The sequence below is a fragment of the Pseudomonas sp. TH32 genome (assembly GCF_016650855.1).
Lineage (GTDB): Bacteria > Pseudomonadota > Gammaproteobacteria > Pseudomonadales > Pseudomonadaceae > Aquipseudomonas.
The window spans coordinates 1,898,353-1,921,325 of record NZ_JAEKFA010000002.1 but is presented as its reverse complement, the minus strand read 5'-3'; the positions used below and the strand labels follow the sequence as shown (position 1 = coordinate 1,921,325).

Genomic DNA, 22,973 nt, shown 5'->3' with positions numbered 1-22,973 from the left:
CGCCACAACAGCAGCGCTATTTAGCTGATGGAAATTCCATCGCCCCACAACCCGGCCAGTCCAACCCCCACCAGCGTTACCGAGTCCGCGCCAAAACTCAGCACCGTATCGCCCCCACCACCTTGGCGTGATCACGCCAGTCAGCACTGCCCTCCACATCCCGGAACACCAGCTTGTCGGTGGGCTGATAGCCGATCACCCGGTCCTGCCCAAACTGCCCTCCGAACAGAAAGGTGTTATGCCCACTGTTGTCGCGGATCGTGTCATTGCCCTTGCCGCCCTCGATGAAGTCCACGCCCTTGCCGCCCTGAATCAGGTCATCACCGTCACTGCCGATGATGAACGTGTTGCCCTTGTGGGGCTCGGCGTTGCGGTTAAGGTCCTGCACCCAGGTATTGGCGCGGGCCGGGTCCGACAGGTTGGCCACGATAATCGTCGAGTCCCGGCTGGTCAGGTCGTAGAACTGCGAGTCCAGCACCCGCGTCAAGCCATCCCCATACGCCGTGGGCAAATGGGAGATCCAGGTCGGCACATTGACGATGGAAAACGGCAGGACATTCCACAGCGTCGACGCATAGTGATCGTTGAAGCTGACGATATTGTCGGTGGTCGACTCATGGGGCTTGTCGTGCACGCCCAGGGACGAGAAATTGAACGACGAACCGTCCAGGGCACGAAATACCGGGTCATTTTCATACCCGATGTTCAGCACCTTGTCGCCGGCACTCTGGGTCGGCGAGGCGTAGGCCACGTAGTTGGAATCCTTGTAGAACCCCGACCATTTATTGCCGCTCAAGTCGGCCATGCTGTTGACCGCCAGGCCACCCAGGCTATGGCCGCTGACCACCACGTCCTTGCCCGTCAACCCATGGCTGCCGGCATACGCCGCGACATCCTTGAGCAAGGTGCCAAAGGCTTCGCCCGCGTAGTTTTTCGCGTAATCCTTCGGCCCCAGCGCCGCCAGCAGGTCACTGACCAAATCGCCGATGGAATCACTGATCAGGGTTTCCCGGGGGCCGGAAGTGCCGCGAAAACCGATGCCGATTTCCAGCAACTTGCCGTCACCATCGTACTTGCCCAGCACTTCCACCTGAGCGGTGGTATAGCCGGCTTTTTCACCGAAGAACGTGCCCCGGGCATCCACCTTGCCGCCGTAGCCCAGGGTGCTGGCGCTGATGGGCGTCCAGCCGGCCTTGTGCACCGCATCAAGGGCGGCCTTTTCCGAGTCGGGGTTCCAGGGAATCCCCGGAATCACCCCTTGGGAATCGGTACTGCCCAGCAACGCGCCCACCAGGGTCGCCGGCAGCCCCAGGCCAAAACCGTTGTGCTGGTAGCCCACGGCGAAGCCGTTATCCAGGTTGTGGTAGGAGTACAACGTGATCGCCATGGCATCGGCGAACAACGCTTTGGAGCCCTCGGTCCCGAGGTTTTTATAGTCAAAGACACCCATGGTATTGCCTCTCTTTTGTTGGAATTGTCGAGAAAGCCAAACAACGGTATTTCAGAACGCCCAGTCGAGGCTCAAGCCGACGCCATGGACTTTCTCCTTGCTGGCCAGCAGGCCGTTGTAATCAAGATTCACCTTCGCGTCCTTGCTCAGCGCCAGGCTGACCCGTGCGCCCACCAGCGCCGCATCACGCACCATCGGCGAACTTTCCACGGAGAACGACGGGCTGCCCGACGCAAACGCCAGGTGGCGTTCGGAGTCGACGCTGCTCAGGTTGTGCTGCCAGCCCAGCGTGCCGGAAAGCTCCAGTTGCTGGTGATCGCTCACGTTCAAGGTTTTCAGCGCCCTTACGCCCAGGGTGCTCAACACCAGGTCGCGGCTGTCATCCCCGCCCTTCAACGCCGCCGCATCACCCTTCTCGGTAAACCCGTCGGCATCCAGGTGCACATACGCCAGGCTGGCGAACGGTTCCAGGGCAAGGGGTTGCAAGTTCAGGCGATACGCCGCTTCGGTAAACACCTGGGTACTGCGGGCATCGACCTTGGCTTTTTGCTTGCCGGCGACTTCACCGTATTGCAGCTCGCGCTTCACATCGGCGCGGTGCCAGCTGTAGGTTGCGCCCCCGCTCAAACGCAAGGCGCCGATCTCGTGCCCGGCATAGGCACCCAGGTGATAGCTGTCGACCGATGCGCGGGAGTGGGTGTCACTGCCCATGTTCAGCGACGTGTCGCTGTAGCCCGCCACCAGGCCCAAACGGGTGTCTTCGTCCAGCGCGCCGTCCACACCCGCCAGCATGCCGCCGATGGAGGTGGTGTAGCCTGCCGTGTCGCTGCGGCTGTCGGTCTTGCCCCAGGCGCCGAGGGCCTTGACCCAAACGTTGCCGCGACTGTCGATAGTCTCGGTCAATGCGCCCATTTCGCCTTGCTGCAAACGCTCGCCCACGGCTTCGCGCAGGTAGCGGTTGTCATTGACCAGCGCGGTCTCCAGCGCCGGGTAGATTTCCCCGGACAGCTGCTGGAATGCACCCTGGGCCGACGCCGCATTCGGCGCCGACAACAGGCTTTCATACACAGCGTTACCGGCGCCCAACTGTTCGGCAGCAGCTGCCACCGAGCGTTGATTCGGGGTGGCCGCCACGCTGGCGAAGGTGTTGGCGTTGCGCGCCACATCCAGTTGCACACCGTTGGCGGCATAGTTCAGGGTGCCGCCGAGAAACAGGTAGTTGGGCAGCACCGAACCGAAGCTGCCAGTAATGCCGCCGGCGGCCTGAAGGATGTTGTACTGGCGCCCGATCAGGCTTTCGGCCTGGGTCTGGGTCAGCAATGTCGGGCTGTTTTCCAGGGCCAGGGTCACCGTGCCGCCGCTGAGGGTGGCCTTGCCACCGGCGACAATGCGATCACTGTTGGTGGCCGACAGCTCCACCGCATAGGTGGAGCCGGCTGCGAAGCTCACATCCCCCGCCACGTTCAGCGTGCCAATGGAATTGCCCGGCGCCACGGTACCGCCGCTGTTGGCGATGAGTGAACCGATGTGCCCGGAACCACCCACTACCCCGCTGCTGCCCACGGTGACGTTCGAGGTGATCGAACCATTGATTGCCAGCAACCCCTGGTTGACCAGGGTCGGGCCGCTGTAGGTGCTGGTGCCGGTCAGCACCAGCGCGCCAATGCCCTGCTTGGTCAGGCCGCCATGCCCGGCGATGTCGTTGCTCCACACGTCCAGCCCGCAATGCACATCGGTGCAAAGGCGCTGGGTCGGTTTACCGGCATCCACCACGGCGCCCATCCCTGGCAGCTCCGCGACGAATTGGCCGGAGCCGTAGGCGCCGTCGATTCGAAACTCGGCCGGAATATCCTCAGCCGTCACAAACATCCCCGGGCCGTTGATGGCCTTGCCCAGGTTGATCATGCCCCAGCCGTACAGCGAGTCGATGCCCGGTGCGCCGAGGTCGGTCGCGGTGGTCTTGAGCAGCGTGGAAATCTGGTCGCCGCTCATGTACGGGAAGCGCTCCATCAACACCGCCGCACTGCCGGCCACATGGGGCGCCGCCATGGAGGTGCCGTTGAAGTTGGCGTAGTCGGTGGTCAGGTTTTCCAGGGTGGTGCCGTTGATCACCGAGCTGTAGATCTTGGTGCCGGGCGCCGCGACGCAAAAGCTCGCGGCATAACCGCAGCGAGAGGAGAAGGTGCTGATCACGTACGGGTCGGCACTGGCGGTGTCGGGGTTCTGCTGCAAGGCCGCCACCGACAACCAGTTGGGTGCGATCTCCGGCACGAAGTAGGCCAGGCCCGAAATCGCGTCCGGGTTATTGCGGTTGTAGTCGTTACCGGCGGCGAAGATCGTCAGCACACCGCTGCGGGCCGCATCGATCGCTCCCTGATAGGCACCGCCGGCGATCGTCCCGAGGATCGGCCGGATGTTATTGAACTGGGCCTGGGCCTCATTGACCGTGAAGTTGGGGAACGCCGGATCACGCCCGCCCTTGGCGTACTGGTCACCAATCCCAATGCCCCAGCTGTTGTTGATAATGCGCGCACCGCTGGCCACCAACGCGTCCCAACCGGCTTTGTAGACCGCGCCGTCGTTGCCCAGGATGATCCCGTCTTCGGGGCCCGGGTCACCGTTTTCGGCACTGATGATTTGCGCATCGAACGCCACGCCATGCATCGGCCCGCCATCGCGATTACCCGCCGCAATGCCGCCGACGTGGGTGCCGTGGTTGCCGAGCTTGCCGTTGGAGCCCAGGGACGGCGTGCCGTCGTAGCGAAAGGCATCCCCGGCCTTCACCGGGATGTACGGGTCGGTGTATTGGCGGATGCCCTCGGTCACGATCGTGACCACTTTGCCGGGGCTGGCGAATTCCGGGTGCTGGGCGTACACGGGCTGGTCGAAGATCCCCAGCTTCACGCCCTTGCCGGTGTAGCCGGCGGCGTAGGCAGCGTCTGCATGCACGGCGCCCAGGCCCCAATCGGCCTTGAACTCATTGCTGCGCCAACTGGCAGCGTCCCCCAGTTTCCCGGTTTCGACGTAGGGTGCGGCCTGGGCGGTACCCAGGCTGGCCAGGCAACACAGCAACGCGCCGTATGGCACGCCACTCAGGGCCTTGAGCGGGTAGCCCGGGCCTGTCGGGATGGCGGATTGAAACCCTCGTTTTGTTGTTTTCACGGTGACCTTCCTTAGTTTTTATTGCACTTGTGTAAATCACATGTCTTCCAGGCGTCGCCGACCCAATGTGGGAGCGGGCTTGCTCGCGAATGCGGTGGCTCAGTTAAAGGTGAGTCGACTGACACACCGCATTCGCGAGCAAGCCCGCTCCCACAGTTGACTTGCGTCGGGTTCAGAACTGCCAGTTCAGGCTCAACCCCACGCCCTGGATTTTCTCCCGACCAGCCAACTGGCCCGTGTAGTCGAGGTTGACCCGCGTGCTTTTGCTCAACGCCAGGCTGGCCTGCACCCCTACCAGCGCCGCATCGCGCATCAGCGGCGAGCTTTGCACCGCGAACGACGGCCCACCGGCGACAAACGCCAGGTGCTCCTCGGATTCGACGGCGCTCAGGCTGTGCTGCCAGCCCAACGAACCCGAAACGTCCAGTTGCTGCCGGTCATTGAGGGCCAGGGTTTTCGACGCCCGCAGGCCCAGGGTGCTCAGCACCGCGTCGCGGCTGTCACTGCCACGCGCCAGTGCGGCGGCGTCGCCTTTCTCGTGAAAGCGTTCGTTGTCCAGGTGCACGTAAGCCAGGTTGGCGAACGGCTCCAGCGCTACCGCTGGCACGTTCAAGCGGTAGGCTGCCTCGGTAAATACCTGGGCGCTGCGTGCATCCAGCTTGGCCTTCTGCTTGCCGCTGACCTCGCCGTACTGCAAGTCGCGTTTCACATCCCCGCGATGCCAGCTGTAGGCGCCACCGACGCTCAGGCGCCAGTTGCCCAGCTCATGCCCGGCATAAGCGCCGAGGTGGTAGCTGTCGATGGACGCCGAGGAATGGGTGCCGCTGCCCATGTTCAGGGAGCTGTCGCTGTAACCGGCCACCAGGCCAACGCGGGTCTGCTCGTCCAGGGCGCCGTCGACACCGGCCAGCATGCCGCCCAGGGAGCTGGTGTAGCCCGCGGTTTCGCTGCGGCTGTCGGTCTTGCCCCAACTGCCGAGCGCCTTGACCCACACGTTGCTTTCACCGGCCAGCGGCGTATGGCGCAGGCGCTCGCCCACGGCGTCACGTACCTGGCGGCTGTCATTGATCAACATCGTGCCGATGGCCGGGTAGATTTCCCCGGAGAGTTGCTGGAAGCCCTGTTGTGCTGTGGCCAGTGAGTCCGAGCGCAGGATGCTTTCATACACCGGGTTGCCGGCGCCCAATTGCTCGGCGGCGGCCGCCACCGAGCGCTGGTTACGGCTGGCGCCGACACTGGCAAAACTCGCGTCACTGCGGGCAATGGCCAGTTGCACGCCGTTGGCGGCATAGTCCAGCGTGCCGCCCAGGAACAGGTAGTTGGGCAACACGGCACCGAACTGGCCCTGGATTCCGCCCGCCGCCTGCAGGATGGTGTACTGACGCCCCACCAGGCGCTCGGCCTCCTGCTGGCTGAGCAGGGTCGGGCTGTTTTCCAGGGCCAGGGTCACGGTGCCGCCGCCGAGGGTAGCCTTGCCGGTGGCGACGATCTGGTCGCTGCGGGTGGGTGTGAGTTCGACTGCGTAGGTGGAGCCGGCGGCGAGGTTCACATCCCCGGCCACCTGCAAGGTGCCCACGGAATTGCCCGGCGCCACGGTGCCGCCGTTATTCACCTGCAACGCGGCGATGCGACCGGAGCCGCCCAAGGTGCCGCTCTCATTGACCGTCACCGCAGAGGTCAGTGAGCCGTTCACCGCCAACCGGCCGCCATTCACGGTGGTGGGGCCACGGTAGGTATTGTCACCCGTCAGGATCAGGCTGCCCACGCCGGATTTGGTCAGGCTGCCTTCGTAGATACGCTGGGCCGCTGCCGCCGCCCGGGCGGTGCCAACGGCGTAGTCGGTCTGGTCCTGCTGACTGGCACCGGCTCCCACGCCGTTTTCCCAGCCCTTGTCGCGCAGGGTTTGCTGCCAGGCCAGGGTTTCGGCGCTGTCTTCGGCCTGACGCTGGATCAACGCCTTGTCGGAGATCGCGTTACTCCACACATCGCCCTGCCCGGCCGCCAGCGTGACCGTCATGGGGCCCAGCAACTGCCCAGGCCCGTGCATCGCCCGGCCCAGGTCCGGCACGCCCCAGCCGACCTGTGTGGTGGGTGCGTCAGTGACCGCGCCATTAAGCTGGGTGGCCGTGGTCAACAACACCTGCAAGGCCTGCTCGTTGTTCAGGTATGGGTAGCGTTCCATCACCAGTGCCAGTGCGCCGGTGGCGTGGGGTGCCGACATCGAGGTGCCGGATTTCACCCCGTAGCCGCCCTCGGGAATGGTGCTGTTGATCAACGCTCCCGGCGTGGAAATGCACCAGTACTTGGCGATGCCACACTGGTTGTATTTCTGGTTATTCGCCTTGTCCAGGCCCGACACCGCCAGCCAGTGGCCTTCCAGCCCAGGCTGGAAATACGGCAAGGCCGAACGCACGCTGGCATTGGCATAGCCGCTGTTGCCGGCGCTGAACACGTTGATCACCCCGGCCTTGGCCACATCGGCGGCGGCGTCGAGCCAGGTGTTCTGGTTGTAGTGCTGGGCATAGGCCGCGTGCAGGTCGCCCAGGGTCTGGTAGCTGACATCCTTGGGTTGGCTGCCCCAGCTGTTGTTGATCGCACGCACGCCGGAATCCACCAGGGCGCTGTACACCGCCTTGAAGTACTGGGGGTCCGGTGTGGGGCCAAACAGGAAACTGTCGTTGGCGTTGGTGTTGCCGACGTAGATCTGCGCGTTGTACGCCACGCCGTGCATGCCCACGCCATCACGGGCCGCGCCCATGGTGCCGGTCACATGGGTGCCGTGGGAGTCGTTGTTGGGGTTGAGGGCGCCGGTGGTGTTGAACGGGCGGCCATCGACGTAGGTTCCGCTGGCGGTGACCGCGTGATAACGGTCTTTTGAGGCTTCGGGATGGTTGGGGTCAAAACCCGAGTCCAGCGCGCCGATCTTGACGCCACTGCCGGTGATGCCGGCCGCGTAGGCCTCGTTGGCTTTCATCCGGTCCAGGCCCCAGTCGCTCTGGAACTCGGCCGAACGCCAACTGGCGGGATCGCCCGGTTTGCCGGCTTCGAGGTACTGCCCGTGGGCCGCCACGGACAGCAGCAGCAAGGAGCCTGCGGTGAAGGGTTTGAAGCGAGGTGAATCGGTGATCATGAAGAGTCCTTTTTCTTATTGTTGAAATACCTGTAGCGAGGCTGCCTCCTGTGGCGAGGGAGCTTCGGTGGCGAGGGAGCTTGCTCCCGCTGGGCTGCGTAGCGGCCCCAAAAAAAGCGGGAGCGCTGCGCACTCCAGCGGGAGCAAGCTCCCTCGCCACAGCAAGCTCCCTCCACCACAACAAGCTCCCTGCACCCAGCAATACTCATCCAGGCATCAGCGGCTCATAGGGCCAAACGCCTCATCCACCTTGGCCAGGTCGGTGTCGCGCAAGTTGCCTGCGTAGTAATGCAATTTGGTCCAGGCCATCAGGTAGTCGTAGCGCGCCTGGGCCAGGTCGCGACGGGTGCTGTACAGCTGCTGTTCGGCGTTCAGCGCATCGAGGTTGACCCGCTCGCCGCCGAGGATGCTTTGCTTGGTCGACACCACCAGCGCTTCGGCCGAGGTCAGGGCCTTCTGGTAGGCGCGCAGCTTGCTGACGCCCGACAGGCACGCACTGAACTGGCGACGCAGTTCGATCAGGGTTTCGCGGGTCTTGCCTTCCAGCTCGTACTCGGCCTGTTCCATGGCGCGGCTGGCCTGGCGGGTGGAGGCCGAGACCCCGCCACCGGCATACAGCGGCATGCTGATCTCCACGCCAATGGTGTTGGTGTCGTAGCGCTGGTTGTAGGTGTTGCCGCTGTCGGATTCCTGCTGCCGCGAACTGGCATAGGCCGTTACCCGTGGCATATGCCCGGCCCGGTTGCGCTCCACTTCATAGCGCGCCACTTCCAGGGATTGGCGTTGCGAGGCCAGGGTCGGGTTGTTGGTCAGGGCGAGTTCGTGCCAGGTGTCGTAGTTGGCCGGCGTCAGGGTGAAGGCGGCAAACCCCGGGTTCAGTGGCGCCAGGTCGTTGATGTTGACGCTCTGCACGCCGATCAGCGCACCCAGCTCCCGCAGCGAGGCGTCCTGCTCATCCAGCGCCTGGATTTCTTCGGCGGTGGCCAGCTCATAACGGGATTCGGCTTCGAGGATATCGGTACGGGTGCCTTCGCCTTGTTGGAACAAATGCTGGTTCTGCTGGAACTGCTGCTCGTACGCCTTCTTTTTGGCGCGGGCAATGTCGATCTGGTCCTGGGCAAACAAGGCCTGGGTGTAATAGGTCAGCACCCGCACCAGCAACGCCTGGCTCTTGTCGCGAAAACTCTCGTCGGCAAACAGCGCCTGGGCCACACCCTTGCGGTAGTTGGCATAGGCTTCGTAGTCGAACAGCGGCTGTTGCAGGGTGAAGGTAGAGCCGTAGCTGTTGTAGTTGCGGTCGTCGTGATAATTGCCGCCGCGCCCGTCCGGCAAGGTGGCCTGGGAGTTGTTGCGGCCCTTGTTGTAGTTGTACGACAGCTTGGGCAGCAGGCCGGCGCGGCCAATGGTGCGGTTTTCCAGGCCGGCGTCACGTTCCTTGATGGCGCCGAGGAACACCGGGTCGTTGCGCAGGGCCTGTTCGTAGACATCAAACGGACCCATGGCGGCCTGGGCGCTGCTGCAGGCGAGTAGCAAGGCGATGAACATCGGTTTCATGTTCATTCCTCGGTCAACGCCGAGCCGGCGCGGTCCAGCAGCGGCTTGAACAGGTAGTTGAGCAAGGAGCGCTCGCCGGTGCGGATAAACATCTCGGCGGGCATGCCTGGCTTGATCACCAGGCCATGGAGTTTCTCCAGGGCGCTGCTGCTGACGGTGGTACGCAGCACGTAGTACGGCATGCCGGTTTTTTCGTCGAGCATCTGGTCGGCAGAGATCAGGCTCACCTCCCCGGCACCCGGGGCGTGCGGCTCTGGTTGAAGGCGGTGAACAGGATGTCCACTGGCAAATGGGTGCCGACCTTGTCCACCAGGTGCACCGGCAAGCGCCCTTCCACTTCCAGTCGGGTGTCCTGGGGCACGATTTCCAGCAGGGTTTCACCGGCACGCACCACGGCGCCTTCGGTGTGCACGCTCAGGTTGACCGCGATGCCATCGGCCGGGGCGTTGATCTCGCTGTGCTGCAGGTCGAACCCCGCGGAGGTCAGTTGCTGCTCCAGGGTCAGGCTGCGCAGTTGCGCGTCGGCCAGTTGGCTGCGGACTTCCTTCTGGTACTCCTCGCTGTGCTGCTGCAGCTTGAGCCGCGATTCAAGAATGCCCTGCTCCACCCGCCCGCTTTCGCCGGTGTTCTGCGCCAGGTCCTGTTGCACCTGGGACAGCTGCCGCTGGTACTCCATCAGCCGGTTGCGCGGGATGTAGCCGTTGTCGGCCAAGGGTTGCAGGTTGTTCAACTGGTCGCGCAGGGATTGGGCCTGGGCGGTCAGGTCACTGCGGGCGCGGCGCATGCCGTTGAGTTGGGCGGTGGCGCCCTCGATATTCGCGCGAATCCCGGCCTGTTCCCGGGCAAAGGCTTCGCGGCGGCTGCTGAACAATTGGCGCTGGCCTTCCAGAACCAAGGCCAGGGCTTGATCCGGGTTGCCACTCAGTTCCGCCGGAAAGGTGATCGTCGACTGGTTATCACGCTCACTCTGCCACCGCGCCACGCTGGCCCAGGCCATGCGGTACTGGGCTTGCAGGGAGTGCACGTCAGCCTGGTTTTGCGTCTGGTCGAGGCGGAACAGCGGCTGGCCCTGCTTCACTGCCTCGCCTTCACGCACCAGGATCCGGCTGACCACACCGGGGCTCAGGGTTTGCACGGCCTTGCGCTTGCCCGAGACCACCACGGTGCCCTGCACCGGAATGCCCTGGTCCAGCGGCGCCAGGCTGGCCCACAGGAAGAAACCACCGGCGCCGACCACCGTCAGCAGCCAGCCCATGCGGGCAAAGAAACGTGCGCCATGTTCGGGGTGAGCCTGTTCGTAATTGCGGTTGATTTGAATGCTGCTGTCGCTGCTCATGCGCCTGGATTCCTTCCGGCTTGATACTGACGGCTGAGGCTGACCCCGGCCTTTTCTCGCGGTGCTTCCTGCTGGCCGGACAGAGCCCGCAGCACGTCCTGGCTGGGTCCGAACGCCTGCAAGCGGCCCTCGTTGAGCACCAGCAGTTTGTCGGCCTGGGCCAACGCCGAGGAGCGGTGCGTCACCAGCACCACCGTGCTGCCCTGGGCCTTCATCTGCATGATCGCGCTGGCCAGGGCGGCTTCGCCCACGGTGTCGAGGTTGGAGTTGGGCTCATCCAGTACGATCAGCCGCGGGCCGCCATACAACGCGCGGGCCAGGGCGACCCGTTGTTTCTGGCCACCGGACAGGCCGCTGCCTTCGTCGCCGAGCACGGTGTCGTAGCCGTGGGGCAAACGCAGGATCAGTTCGTGCACGCCGGCTTGCTGGGCGGCCTGCACCACTAACTGCGGGTCGGCTTCGCGAAAGCGTGCGATGTTGTCGGCGATGCTGCCGCTGAACAGCTCGATGTCCTGGGGCAGATAGCCGATATGCGGGCCGAGGTCGTCACGGTCCCAGCGATGGATGTCAGCACCGTCCAGGCGCACGGTGCCCGCCAGGGTGGGCCACACGCCCACCAGCACACGGGCCAGGGTCGACTTGCCGGAGCCCGAGGCGCCCAGCACGCCGAGCACTTCACCGGCCGCCAGGTTGAAGCTGACCTGATGCAAGGTCGGCACACGCCGCCCGGGCGGGCCGGCGCTGACCTGCTCGAAACTCACCTGGCCCTTGGGCGCCGGCAAGGCCATCTGTTCGCCCTGGGGCGGGAACTCGCGCATCAGGTTGTCGAGGCGCTGGTAGGCCAGCTTGGCCGAGCTCCATTGCTTCCACACGGCAATCAACTGGTCGATGGGGCTCAATACCCGGCCCATCAGGATCGAACCGGCGATCATCATCCCGGCGGTCATGTCGCCCTTGATCACCAGCAATGCGCCCAGGCCCAGCACCAGTGATTGCAGGCACAGGCGCAGGGATTTACTCAGGGAGCTGATGATCGAGCCGGTGTCGCTGGCCTTGTTTTGCAAGCCCAGAAACTGCGAATGCACCTTGAACCAGCGCTTGCGCAACGCCCCCAGCATGCCCATGGCCTGGATGGTTTCGGCGTTGTGCAGGTGGCTGGTAGCCAATTGCGTGGATTGCTGGGAATACCCGCTGGCTTCGCCCAGGGGCTTTTTGGTCAGGTACTCGTTGAGGCACGCCAGCCCGATCAGCAGCACGGCCCCGGCGCTGGCCAACACCCCTAGCCACACGTTGAACAGGAAGATCACAAACAGATAAATCGGAAACCACGGCGCATCGAAAAACGCGAACAGTGCAGGCCCGGTGATGAACTGGCGGATGTGGGTCAAATCCCCCAGGGATTGGCCGCCGTGGCCCTCGCCCCGTTGCAGGTTGCGCTCGAAGGCGGCCTTGTACACCCGCAGGTTGAAACGCCGTTCCAACTGGCTACCGATGCGAATCACGATAAAGCTGCGGATCACCTCCAGCACGCCGATAAACGCGAAGAAGCCCACCACCATCAGCGTCAACATCACCAGGGTGGTTTCGTTCTGGGACGACAGCACGCGGTCGTAGACTTGCAACATATAAATCGACGGCACCAGCATCAATACGTTAATCAATGCAGTGAAGCAGCCAATACTGATCAGAATACTTTTGTAATCACCGAGTGCTTTAAACAGTGGTGCAACGGGAGTGGTCTTCGCCATGTTGCCTGATCTTCCCTGAGCCGAATGACGCGCAATAGTTTGCCCGGCGCCCCATTAAAGGGCGGGCAAACATTAAAGTCGGGTTATATCGTTATAACGAACTATTAAGGTGCGCGTTGTAATAACAACACCGCGCCAGATTTGGAGCGTCCTTCATATTCGCCTTCTTTCTGGCGATTCAAATGTGTAATGCCCGTGCCTTCGGCATTCATCAACCAAATACCGTCGGGAGTCGGCGTCCAACTAACGGGCGCTTCCCCAGCCATTGTCCGGCGCACGCTACATCACCGCCGAGCGCGTTGGCTTGTTCGATCAAATCCAGCGCGCACACCTGTTCCTGCTGGTGCAGCGCCCAATGCCCGGCCAGTTGCGCCGATGTAGGTAAAACCAGACTGCTTGCCATTGCTGAGGCTCCTGCCGACATAAGCAATGCCTGGAAACACCAGGCCACTGTAGTGCGAAATAACGTCATCACCATCGCCCGTTCAAGGGGTGGATGCAAGGGCAGAGGGCAGCGCATGCGCGCCGCCCTCCTTTACCCGTGTATCAGGCCACGATGTCGCTGACCGCTGCCTGGCCGACGGTGGTGACGAGGAAATCCGCCACTCCGTGCCCGGAGAAGTCCACGGCCAAGGTGCCCAGGTTGGTGCCCGAGGCGTAGGACAGCACCGCATCGCCAGCGTGACCGGTGAAGGCATTGACGAAGGTCAGGCCTGCACCTTTGGTGATGCCGGTGAGGTCGATCTTGTCCGAACCCGAGGTGAAGTCGAAGATCTTGTCGGCCGCACCCGGCTTGGAATCCGAGCTGGAACCGAACACGAAAGTGTCCGAACCTGCGCCGCCCCACAACTGGTCTGCCCCGCCACCGCCGTAGATGATGTCGTTGCCGGCACCGCCCTTGAGGATGTTGGCGGCGGCGTTACCGATCAGCAGGTCGTTGCCCGAGCCGCCGAAAGCGTTCTCCACGGTCACGCCCTTGGCGATGGAAACGTTGCCCACCAGGCCGCCAACGTCGGAGAACGAGGTCTCATTGAGGTTGATCTTCTGGTTTTGGGTAAAACCGGAGAAGTCCAGGGTGTCGTTGCCACCACCGTCCCACACCGAGAACACCAGCTTGTCGGCCGATGAAGTGGCGCTGAGGAAATCACGCCCGGTGTTGGAGTTGAAGCCGTAGGTGGTGTCGCCGGCGCGGGTGTTGTAGTTGGCGCCGTAGAGCTTCTGGATCGCGGCGATGTCGTCGATCAGCGGGCCGGACGAGTAAGCCTCTACCCCGCCTTTGCTGAAGTTCTGGTTGGTGTTGCTCTCGCTCCAGTAACTCATGACGCTGTAGCCACGCGTGTCCTGTCCATAGTCCGCGTCTTTGTACGAAGGGTTGCCGGTCCCGGCGTTGTAGTCGCCAGGGTGGTCCAGGCCCAGGGTGTGGCCGATTTCGTGGGTCAGGGTCTGCCGGCCATAGTTGTTCAGGTCCGGGGTTTTGTTCGGCGTGTAGCTGCTGTTGGTCAGGTACCAGGAGGTGCCATCAAGGCCGCTTTCGTTGTACTTGGCGTTAGTGCCCGGCAGGTAGGCAAAGGCTGCTGCGCCGTCCTGGCCGCCGCTGTAGTTGCCGAAGGTCATGTGGAAATCACCGCCCGAGGCTTTCTCGGTGAAGGTGACATTGGCCACATCCGCCCAGGATTGCATGGCCAGTACGGCCTGTGCTTTCTGCTGGGTGTTGAACTGGCTGAACCCGGTGATCCCATGTTTGTTCATGGTCGCGTTGGAAGCCGAAGTCAGGAAGGTGTAGGTGAGGTCGATCTTGCCGTTGCCATCCACGTCCCGATACGCGGCGTTCTCACGCAGCAGGTGGTCTGCGGCCTGGTCAACGGTGAACGAGGGTTTGCCATTGACCGTGAGGTTACCGCCGCGGTCATATTGATGGCTAAAGCTATCGATTTGCGTATAGGCAGTACTTGCTTGAGCCGCCGATACAATAGCTTTGTCTTTTACTTTTGACATAAACGTACTTCCTTGTTTGCAAGTGGAACAGTTTTTGTCCGATAGAACCCACTCTGGCGAGTAAGTCCTATCACTCGCCCCTTTTGAAGGCGAAAGAAAACTGACACAACTTGAAATCATTCGTCCAGCGCTATTTTTGCAGGGCAAAACATGGCGCGGTGAACAATTCCTGCAAACGCTGGCTAGTAGCGACTTATAAAAAGACAACTATTTAAATATTAAATACCGCTAAAGTGGTTTTGCGAGAAATGGATCCAAAGTATTGATTGAGGTGCACTAAGAAAGTGTCACCGTGTCATTGTTAGTAGTGAATGGCCACCATCTAAGTACTTGTCCCGTATTACCGGGACAAGACTTAATCTATTTATTGATCGCGCCAGCCTGTTTGGCGCAGTGCCTGCAGGAGTGTCTGCGCATCCAGTGCCGGTACCCGCACACCGTGGTCGGTGGTCATTTCTTCGCCGGCCAGAATCGCATTAATGATCGCTTCCTCCACCGCCTCGGCCGCCGCGCTGAACAACGGCGAAATGTGGTCGTTATTGACCATGTCCAACCGCGTGCTGAGGGGCAGCCCCTTGCGCCCGTAATCGGCCACCGGCAAATCCTGATTGCCGGTGGCGAACGCCAGGAACAGGTCCCCGCTGGAATCTTCGGTGCCGCCGCCGGTGCGTGCAATGCCGATGGACGCGCGCTGCGCCAGGCGTTGGCATTGATGGGGCAACAACGGCGCATCGGTGGCGATGATCACCACGATGGAGCCCATGCCGGGTGTACCGCGATCGGCAAACGGTGACGGGATGTCCATCAACTGCCGGCCCACCGGGTAACCGTCCACCCGCAACTCCTGGCGTTTGCCATGGTTGGCCTGCACCAGCACGCCCACGGTCCAGCCGCCCTGCTCCGCCGACAGCCGCCGCGACGCGGTGCCAATGCCGCCCTTGAACTCGTGGCAGATCATCCCGGTGCCACCGCCCACGGCGCCCTCCGCCACCGGCCCGGTTTCAGCGTTGGCCAACGCCTCGCGCACATGCTCCGGGCCGACGTGCTGGCCCCAGATGTCGTTGAGCAAACCGTCGTAGGTTTCCATCACCACCGGCATGCACCAGTACACCGCCGGGTCTGCCAGGCTTTCGCGCTCCAGGGCGATCAATGTGTCGCGCACGATGCCGATGCTATGGGTGTTGGTGATAGCCAGCGGCGTGGTCAACAACCCCGACTCGTTGATCCACTCAAGGCCGGTGGCATCGCCGTTGCCGTTGAGCACGTGGTAGCCGGCAAAACAGGGCTGGTGCCGTGCAGCGCCGGCCCGCGGCTGGATCGCCGTCACGCCGGTACGGACCTGTTTGCCGTCGATACGGGTCTTGAGCGTGCTGTGGCCGACCCGTACCCCTGGAACGTCGGTGATGGCATTCAACTCACCGGGCGTGCCCAGTCCCAACGTAATGCCCATTTGACGTGCGCGCATAACCACTCCTTACAATTTCTGAAACGCCGGACTCAACCGGCCACTGATGCAATACAGGATCACCGACAGCGCCAGCAGGCCGATGATAATCATGATGTCGCGAACCGAGGCGGCAATCGCCAGGGTCACCAACAGGTAGCCGGCGCCCAGCACCGCCAGCAAGGCCGGCACCGGCCACAACGGCATGCGATACGGGTGCTCACGGTCACGCAGCACGACCCGGCTCATCAGCGCACTCAGCGCGACGATCAGGTACACCAGCATGATCAGCAGCACACTGAAGGACGTCAGGTCCGCCAGGTTGGAACTGAAGCTGAGCAACGCCGAAGGAATCGCCAGGAACAGCGTAGCCAACCACGGCGAATCCCAGCGCGGATGAATCCGGGTAAACAGTTTGTTGATGGTGGGCGTCCACAGCGCATCGCGGCCGCTGCTGAACACCACCCGGCCAATCTGGATCACGATGGCGACGATGGCGTTGAACACCGACAGGAAGATCCCGGCACTCACCAGCCGCGACAGGGTTTCATTGCCGTGGCTGGTCAACAGGTAGCCAATCGGGTCGGGGCTGCTGATCATCGCGCTGAGGGATGGTGCCCCGATCAGCAGCGCGGTGATCGGCACCAGTTCGATGACCACCACCAGCCCCAGGGACCACAACACCGCCTTGTGCACGCCCTTGCCGCCGCACTTCATGTCTTCCGCCAGCAACACCGCCGGGCCGTAGCCATTGAACGAAAACAGGCCGATGCCGACCGCGCCAATCACCAGCGCCCAGGGCGCCAGGTGCAACACGCCGTTTTCGACGATTTGCGGTTGCAACAACACGCTGACCGGCTGCACCGCGTTGCCGAAGCCGATAAACACAATCACCAGCAACGCCGCCACTTCCAGCAGCAGACAGGTGCCGGTGATCCAGGCATTCAGCTTGATATTCAGGATACCCAGGGCGTAGCTGCACACCACGATGACCAGGGCCACGGTTTGTGAGTCGAAGGTGGTGCCCAGGGCGTTATTCAGGTACGTCGCCGCGCCAGTGGCCAGCACCGGAGGGATAAACAGCAACATCACCAATACAGTGAGAAACGTCGCGTAGCCAGCCATGCCGCCGAACACCCGCTTGGCGTACACGTACTCGCCGCCTGCGCTGTTGTGGGCGCGGCCGAGTTCGGCGTAGCAAAAGGCGAACATCAGCGCGAGCAACGCGGCCATCACAAAGGCCAGGAACACCCCGCTGCCGGCCTGCTGGATCGCAAACGGCGCAATCACGAATACCGAACTGGCCGGCGTCACCGCCGAGACAGTGATGGCCACCACATCGAACACACTGAGGGTGGGTTTCAGCACGCCGTCGGGCGTGGAAGGAGCACTCATATCGTTATCCTCTTGATTGTTCTTGGTTTGAGGCAGAAACGAAAAGGCAAAGCGACGCGGGGTATGTTCCCCGCTGACTGACGGCCAACTTAAACGCTCTGCATAAGGCGGCCAATTCCCCTATTGGAGTACTCCCCTTGACGCCGCCGGGCAAAAGTCGAACCCTTGCGGCCTCATTCTTTGCGGGGAGCGGCACATGAGCCTGTTCAGGGAAGTCGGCATGCACGCGGGCCTGGGCCGTACCGTCGCACAGATCGGCACCGAGCGATTCTGGAAACAGCTGGTGCTGTTGTTGCACCAATGCGTGCCTTTCGACAATGCCCTGGCGATTTTCTACCCCGCCGACGGCCCGCCCCAGGCCCTGGAGGAATACGACGCGCAGCCGAGCAGCAAACCGGCATCGATGCTGGTGTACCTCAATGGCTTGTACTTGCTCGACCCGTTCTTCCAGGCCTGCCGGGAAGGCTACGCCAGTGGCGTGTACCGCCTTGAAGAAGTGGCGCCGGATCACTTTCGCCAGAGTGAATACTTCCTCAATTATTTCCACGACAACGTGCTGGAAGACGAGGTGCAGTTCATCCTGCAGCTGCCGGGCGCGGGGACGTTATCGCTGTCGTTGGGCATGCAGCGGCTGTTTACCGGGGAGGAAACCGGGTTGATGACGACGTTGGCGGCCTGGGTGTTGCCGTTGATGCAGCAGCATTGGCAGCAGAGTACCCAGCGGGTGGCGGCGCCTGCGCAAATGGCCAGCCAGATTCGCGATGCGCTGAGTCATTTTGGTTGCGGGGTGTTGTCGGAGCGGGAACTGGAGATTGCGCGGCTGGTGTTGCGCGGGTTTTCGTCAAAAGCCATGGCCGAGCGGCTGAGTATCTCGCCGGACACGGTCAAGGTGCATCGTCGGCACCTGTACGCCAAGCTGGATATCTCGTCGCAGCCGGAGTTGTTTTCGTTGTTTATCCAGTCGTTGGGGCATGACTTGGAGAATCCCTGACTCGAAAAGCGCTCACGGCATGTCACCCTTGAGCGCCTACAGCACCGAGCCAGGGCTATTTGGGTTTATTGAATAGCTTGATATTTTTTCCGTTAAGTGAACGCCATCGACGTGCACAGCAAAGTTCTCGCCTTCGGGCGTCACCTTAATTGTCAGAACGCCGATTTCCTGAGGACGCAAATAAGCCAACTGCATATCCCCAACCTGCTGGGGAGGTCCTTCCGTCAATTTGACTTCCGTTATATTCAACTTTTTCAGCATCCTGGACACATCGATCCTGTCGTCCTTCGGATTGAAATTAGTAATCCGGTCCGCATCACTTTCAAGCGAGTCGGTGGGCTTTTCATACTTGAAACTGTTACGGCCCACATGCCCGACGAGTTGATCGCCACCGCCACCGCCGATAATGACGGAATCCTGGCCACGAATGGCCTCCAGTCGTTCGCTTGCGTCTGTGCCGCGCAAGGTTGGGCGTGCTGTACTGGGGGATTCGGGGTACGTCCAGGTTCCGCCTGCGGGGAGACTCTCTACTAACATATGAATGACCTTTTATATAAAAGTGAAGGTTACTGACGAAGCCAGAAGCAATAATCACCGTGCAAAACCGGCTGCCTTATATCAATAAACCAGCCAGTCAATATTGCGATTAAAACCCAGCTTCGGCTGTGAACCTTCCCCGCTAATAAAAGTATTTTCCAGCTTGCTTGTATAACAGTGTGTGACGAATAACTAATGAAACTCTCCGAATCAAAATATCGGGAACTCACTCATACTCGTCACACACTATTATTTAATCGTGGCGCGGAGCGTCACAGGATGCATTCCCACGCAGAGCGTGGGAACGATCATCAGCGACCGGTACGAATGGTGTTCCACACCCGCGTACGAATCCGGTCGATGTTCAGCGGCATCGCTTCCAGCGCAAACAACTTGCCCATCATTTCCGGGCTTGGGTACACCTTGGTGTCGCTCTTGATCGCCGGGTCCACCAGGCTGTCTGCCGCCGCGTTGCCGTTGGCGTAGTGCACGTAGTTGGTGATGCTGGCCATCACTTCCGGGCGCAGCAGGTAGTTCATGAACGCGTAGCCGGCTTTTTCATCCGGGGCATCGGCGGGCATGGCGACCATGTCGAACCAGATGGCGGCGCCTTCCTTGGGAATGTTGTAGCCGATGTTCACGCCGTTCTTGGCTTCCTTGGCGCGGCTTTCGGCCTGGAGGATGTCGCCGGAGAAGCCCACGGCCACGCAGATGTCGCCGTTGGCCAGGTCTGCGGTGTATTTCGAGGAGTGGAAGTACGCCACGTACGGCCGTACTTTCATCAGCAGGTCCTCGGCCTTTTTGTAGTCTTCCGCCTTCTTGCTGTGGTGCGGCAGCCCCAGGTAGTTGAGCGCTGCCGGCAGCAGTTCCGGGCCGTTGTCGAGGATCGCCACGCCACATTTCTGCAGCTTTTGCATGTTTTCGGGCTTGAAGATCAGGTCCCAGGAATCCACTGGGGCGTTGTCCCCCAGTACGGCCTTGACCTTGTCGATGTTGTAGCCGATGCCGGTGCTGCCCCACAGGTAAGGGAAGCCGTGGGCGTTGCCCGGGTCGTTGTTTTCCAGGGCCTTGAGCAGCACCGGATTGAGGTTCTTCCAGTTGGGCAACTGGCTCTTGTCGAGTTTCTTCAGCGCCCCGCCCTGGATCTGCCGCGCCATGAAGTGGTTGGAAGGAAACACCACGTCGTAGCCGGATTTGCCGGTCATCAACTTGCCGTCGAGGGTTTCGTTGCTGTCGTACACGTCGTAGGTGAAGCCGATCCCGGTTTCTTTCTGGAAGTTCTTGGTGGTGTCGGGGGCGATGTAGTCCGACCAGTTGTAGATCTTTACCGTCTCGGCGGCTTGGCTGAGGGTGGCGACAAATACCAGCGGCAACAGGGCAATGGGTCTCATGGTTCGATTTCCTGGCGGTTTTAGGGCTGTTTTTATGGCAGGCGATCAAAGATCAAAGAATCAGAGGATCAATACATAGGTCTTGCGTACGGTTTCATGGATGTCCCAGATACCCGTGCTGTTGGCCGGCAACATCAGTGCGTCGCCGGCTTCGATGTGGAGCATTTCCCCGTTGTCGGGGGTGAAGGTGCAACGTCCCTGGATAAAGTGGCAAAACTCCTGGGCCACAATCTGCCGGCGCCAGCGCCCGGGCGTGCATTCCCAGATGCCGGTTTCGACGCCGTCGTTGCGCTCCACGCTCAGGGTGGAGGCCACTGCCACCGGCGTGCCCAATGGCACGGCAACCGGCGAAGAGTCGGGCAAATGGGCGCTCAGTGTGTTTTTGAACTGGGTAATGCTCATGTTCATACCTGTGGTGATTGAAACGACTTAGTGCATGAAACCTTCCATGAACCCGGCAACCCCGCTGGCCAACTTGCGACGCCACGGCGCGGTGTTGGGGTTGGCCAGCACCTGGTCCTCGTGGACAAAGCTGCGAATGATCGCGTTGTAGCCCAGCCAGCGGCACGGTTCCGGCTCCCAGGCCTTGAGCCCGTCCAGCCGGCCCGGCTGGATCACCCATGGCTGCTGCACCAGCGGCGTGTCGAGCCCCAGGATCAGGTCGGCCAAAGTGCGGCCGCCCAGGTTGCTGGCTCCTACGCCCTCGCCGCCGTAACCACCGGCCAGGGCGATGCCTGCCGCGTGGTCACAGAGCATGTGCGGCTTGAAGCGTCGGGACATGCCGAGGTTGCCGCCCCACGCGTGGGTGATGCGGACTTTCTTGAGCTGCGGGAAGAGTTCACCGAACAGGTAGCGACGCAGTTCGATTTCGCTGTCGGTAAGGTCGAAGTTGTGCCGCAGCTTGCCGGCAAACTGATAGCCGCCACGGGCACCGAACACCAGGCGGTTATCGGCTGAACGCTGGCCGTAGGTGACTTGCCGGCTGCTTTCGCCGAACGCCTGGCCGCGGTTCAGGCCGATCTCATCCCAGGTGCTGGCCGGCAACGGCTCGGTGGCGACGATCAGGCTTTGCACCGGCAACTGATAGCGCCCCAGCGGCGCCAATGTCGTGGCATACCCCTCCACCGCCGGCACCACCCATGAGGCGCGCACCGACGCTTTGGCCGTGCGCAGGCTGCCGGATTGCCAGTGGGTCACGGGGCTGTTTTCGTAGATCGTGACGCCCATCTGTTCGACCGCCCGCGCCAGGCCACGCACCAGCCTGGCCGGGTGAATCGTGGCGACGTGGGGAGCAAAGATGCCGCCGTAGGGCTTGGCGATGCGGATGTGCTCGGCCAACTGCTGCGGGCCGAGCCAGCGGTAATCGTCGTCGGTCAGGCCCTGGGCGTGGAGTTTGGCCAGGTAGGCCCGCAGGCTGGCTTCCTGTTCGGGGTAGCGCGCGGCGCAATACAGCACGCCGCCCTTGCGGTAGTCACAGTCGATGCCTTCGCGCTCAATCACCTGCGCCACTTCATCAGGGATTGCATGCAGCAGGTCGAACGAGGCCCGGCGCTGCTCCGGGGACAACCCTGCCAGCAGCCGGTCTTCCCCCAGCAGGTTGCCCATCAACCAGCCGCCGTTACGCCCCGAGGCTCCGAAGCCGGCGGTTTGCGCTTCGATGATTGCGATCTTCAGCTCGGGCGCCTGGCGCTTCAGGTAATACGCGGTCCAGAGCCCAGTGTAGCCGGCGCCGATAATGGCCACGTTGACGTCCAGGTCGTGCTCCAGGGACGGGCGCGCCACCAGCGGCTCGTCCAACTGGTCCATCCATAAACTGATATTGCGCCATGCAGGCATGCCAAGCTCCACCACCACACTTCGATGGCAGTGATCCTAGAGCCTGGCCTCAGGGGTTGTCTTGCGCGCGTGCACGCAGGGAAATTTGTTTGACGTAGGCCTTGGGGGACTGGCCGGTGTGCTGGCGGAAGCAGCTATAGAACGCCGATGTCGAATTGAAACCGGCGGCAAATGCCAGTTCGTCGATGCGTATCGGTGGCGTTGCGTTATCCAGTGCGGCCAGCAAATGCTGGAGGCGCGCCTGGTTGACGTAGCGGTAAAAGCTTTGGCCCAGCACCTGGTTCAACAGGTAGGAAATCTGGTTGCGGCTGTACCCGCACTCCTTCGCTACCCGTTGCAGGTCCAGTTCAGGGTCCAGGTACGGTTGCTGGCGCTGGAAATACTGTTGCAGGTCGTTGGCCATGTAGCTCAGTTGCTGGGGCGACAGACCCAGGCGGCTGACGGTCGGGCGTGTGGTCTCGCTACGGCTGGCGGACTGTTCGTGCACCAGGGACGCGTATTCGTTGACCCGCCAGATCAGGCCGTCGCGCACGGTAATGGCTTCGCTGGTGCGAAACGACACCAGCCCCTGGCCGCCGCGCAAAGTGATGCGGTATTGAATGAACGCTGTGTCACCGTCGGCCCGGATGCGGTCGGTGTGCTCGATGGCTTCATCGGCGCCACGGGGCATGCTGGCTTGCAGGTACTCGCGCAGGTCTTCTGCCCCCACGACGCGGTTCTGGAAGAAATCGTGGTACTGGATGTCCGGGTGGTAGTAGGAGATCACCCCATCCAGGTCCCGATCCCTCCAACACAGATGGTGACGCAGCACCAACTTGGCCGTGGCTTGGGTTTTCTGGTGGTCATCCGGAATGATGTCTTGCATGGCAAACTCTAAGCCAACTTAAAAACGAAGCTTGCCGAACTCCAGGCACCGGCTCAATGACCAATTGGCACTTCCGACCAGTGGCCTTTCGCCCATTGCCGTGCAGGACATGACCCACATCAAACTTCCTGAAAACAAC

13 protein-coding genes and 3 pseudogenes are annotated in these 22,973 nt (G+C 62.0%); 1 reads left to right on the top strand and 15 read right to left on the bottom strand.

Annotated features, from left to right (window positions below; all coding sequences use genetic code 11):
- Positions 1-20: 20 nt before the first annotated feature.
- From JFV30_RS12355 to JFV30_RS12310, 10 genes and pseudogenes are all read right to left on the bottom strand, one after another.
- A pseudogene (locus JFV30_RS12355) lies at positions 21-1,450 on the bottom strand (polyurethane esterase).
- Positions 1,451-1,501: 51 nt separating this feature from the next.
- A complete protein-coding gene (locus tag JFV30_RS12350) occupies positions 1,502-4,612 on the bottom strand; it encodes an autotransporter domain-containing protein (RefSeq protein ID WP_201124002.1) in 3,111 nt (1,036 codons plus the stop codon).
- A gap of 172 nt (positions 4,613-4,784) precedes the next feature.
- On the bottom strand, positions 4,785-7,742 hold the full coding sequence (gene eprS, locus JFV30_RS12345) for an autotransporter serine peptidase EprS (RefSeq protein ID WP_201124000.1): 2,958 nt from the start codon (positions 7,740-7,742) through the stop codon (positions 4,785-4,787).
- A gap of 216 nt (positions 7,743-7,958) precedes the next feature.
- Positions 7,959-9,296: a TolC family outer membrane protein gene (locus tag JFV30_RS12340; RefSeq protein ID WP_010169390.1), complete on the bottom strand. Its 1,338-nt coding sequence runs from the start codon at positions 9,294-9,296 to the stop codon at positions 7,959-7,961.
- 2 nt (positions 9,297-9,298) lie between these two features.
- Positions 9,299-10,632, bottom strand: a pseudogene (locus JFV30_RS12335) (HlyD family type I secretion periplasmic adaptor subunit).
- On the bottom strand, positions 10,629-12,380 hold the full coding sequence (locus JFV30_RS12330) for a type I secretion system permease/ATPase (RefSeq protein WP_201123998.1): 1,752 nt from the start codon (positions 12,378-12,380) through the stop codon (positions 10,629-10,631). Before JFV30_RS12330 ends, JFV30_RS12335 begins: the two are co-directional and overlap by 4 nt.
- A gap of 104 nt (positions 12,381-12,484) precedes the next feature.
- Positions 12,485-12,852, bottom strand: a pseudogene (locus tag JFV30_RS12325) (AprI/Inh family metalloprotease inhibitor).
- Positions 12,853-12,926: 74 nt separating this feature from the next.
- Complete coding sequence (locus tag JFV30_RS12320; RefSeq protein WP_010169402.1) at positions 12,927-14,375, bottom strand: serralysin family metalloprotease; 1,449 nt, start codon at positions 14,373-14,375, stop codon at positions 12,927-12,929.
- A gap of 364 nt (positions 14,376-14,739) precedes the next feature.
- Entirely contained in the window at positions 14,740-15,840 is a 1,101-nt protein-coding gene (locus JFV30_RS12315) for a DmpA family aminopeptidase (protein WP_201123995.1), read from the bottom strand.
- A gap of 9 nt (positions 15,841-15,849) precedes the next feature.
- Positions 15,850-17,214, bottom strand: coding sequence for an APC family permease (locus JFV30_RS12310; protein WP_201123993.1), 1,365 nt, complete (start codon positions 17,212-17,214; stop codon positions 15,850-15,852).
- Positions 17,215-17,410: 196 nt separating this feature from the next.
- Between JFV30_RS12310 and JFV30_RS12305 the strand changes: the two genes are divergently transcribed.
- Positions 17,411-18,205: a helix-turn-helix transcriptional regulator gene (locus JFV30_RS12305; protein WP_201123990.1), complete on the top strand. Its 795-nt coding sequence runs from the start codon at positions 17,411-17,413 to the stop codon at positions 18,203-18,205.
- A 36-nt stretch (positions 18,206-18,241) separates the two neighbouring features.
- On the opposite strand, the gene JFV30_RS12300 is transcribed toward JFV30_RS12305, so the two are convergent.
- The 5 genes from JFV30_RS12300 to JFV30_RS12280 form a co-directional block, all read right to left on the bottom strand.
- Complete coding sequence (locus JFV30_RS12300) at positions 18,242-18,670, bottom strand: M10 family metallopeptidase C-terminal domain-containing protein (RefSeq protein WP_242487063.1); 429 nt, start codon at positions 18,668-18,670, stop codon at positions 18,242-18,244.
- A gap of 383 nt (positions 18,671-19,053) precedes the next feature.
- Positions 19,054-20,133, bottom strand: a complete 1,080-nt coding sequence (locus tag JFV30_RS12295) for a polyamine ABC transporter substrate-binding protein (protein ID WP_010169417.1) — start codon at positions 20,131-20,133, stop codon at positions 19,054-19,056.
- Positions 20,134-20,193: 60 nt separating this feature from the next.
- Positions 20,194-20,535: a cupin domain-containing protein gene (locus JFV30_RS12290; protein ID WP_201123984.1), complete on the bottom strand. Its 342-nt coding sequence runs from the start codon at positions 20,533-20,535 to the stop codon at positions 20,194-20,196.
- Positions 20,536-20,562: 27 nt separating this feature from the next.
- Positions 20,563-21,969, bottom strand: coding sequence for an NAD(P)/FAD-dependent oxidoreductase (locus JFV30_RS12285; RefSeq protein WP_201123982.1), 1,407 nt, complete (start codon positions 21,967-21,969; stop codon positions 20,563-20,565).
- A gap of 49 nt (positions 21,970-22,018) precedes the next feature.
- Positions 22,019-22,834, bottom strand: coding sequence for a helix-turn-helix transcriptional regulator (locus JFV30_RS12280; protein ID WP_201123979.1), 816 nt, complete (start codon positions 22,832-22,834; stop codon positions 22,019-22,021).
- Between the last annotated feature and the right edge of the window lie 139 nt (positions 22,835-22,973).

Coding starts and splice junctions, on each gene's coding strand:
- eprS (WP_201124000.1), bottom strand. CDS start 7,742: ATGATCACCGATTCACCTCGCTTCAAACCCTTCACCGCAGGCTCCTTG.
- JFV30_RS12330 (WP_201123998.1), bottom strand. CDS start 12,380: ATGGCGAAGACCACTCCCGTTGCACCACTGTTTAAAGCACTCGGTGAT.
- JFV30_RS12290 (WP_201123984.1), bottom strand. CDS start 20,535: ATGAGCATTACCCAGTTCAAAAACACACTGAGCGCCCATTTGCCCGAC.
- JFV30_RS12295 (WP_010169417.1), bottom strand. CDS start 20,133: ATGAGACCCATTGCCCTGTTGCCGCTGGTATTTGTCGCCACCCTCAGC.
- JFV30_RS12305 (WP_201123990.1), top strand. CDS start 17,411: ATGAGCCTGTTCAGGGAAGTCGGCATGCACGCGGGCCTGGGCCGTACC.
- JFV30_RS12285 (WP_201123982.1), bottom strand. CDS start 21,969: ATGCCTGCATGGCGCAATATCAGTTTATGGATGGACCAGTTGGACGAG.
- JFV30_RS12280 (WP_201123979.1), bottom strand. CDS start 22,834: ATGCAAGACATCATTCCGGATGACCACCAGAAAACCCAAGCCACGGCC.
- JFV30_RS12310 (WP_201123993.1), bottom strand. CDS start 17,214: ATGAGTGCTCCTTCCACGCCCGACGGCGTGCTGAAACCCACCCTCAGT.
- JFV30_RS12340 (WP_010169390.1), bottom strand. CDS start 9,296: ATGAAACCGATGTTCATCGCCTTGCTACTCGCCTGCAGCAGCGCCCAG.
- JFV30_RS12320 (WP_010169402.1), bottom strand. CDS start 14,375: ATGTCAAAAGTAAAAGACAAAGCTATTGTATCGGCGGCTCAAGCAAGT.
- JFV30_RS12315 (WP_201123995.1), bottom strand. CDS start 15,840: ATGCGCGCACGTCAAATGGGCATTACGTTGGGACTGGGCACGCCCGGT.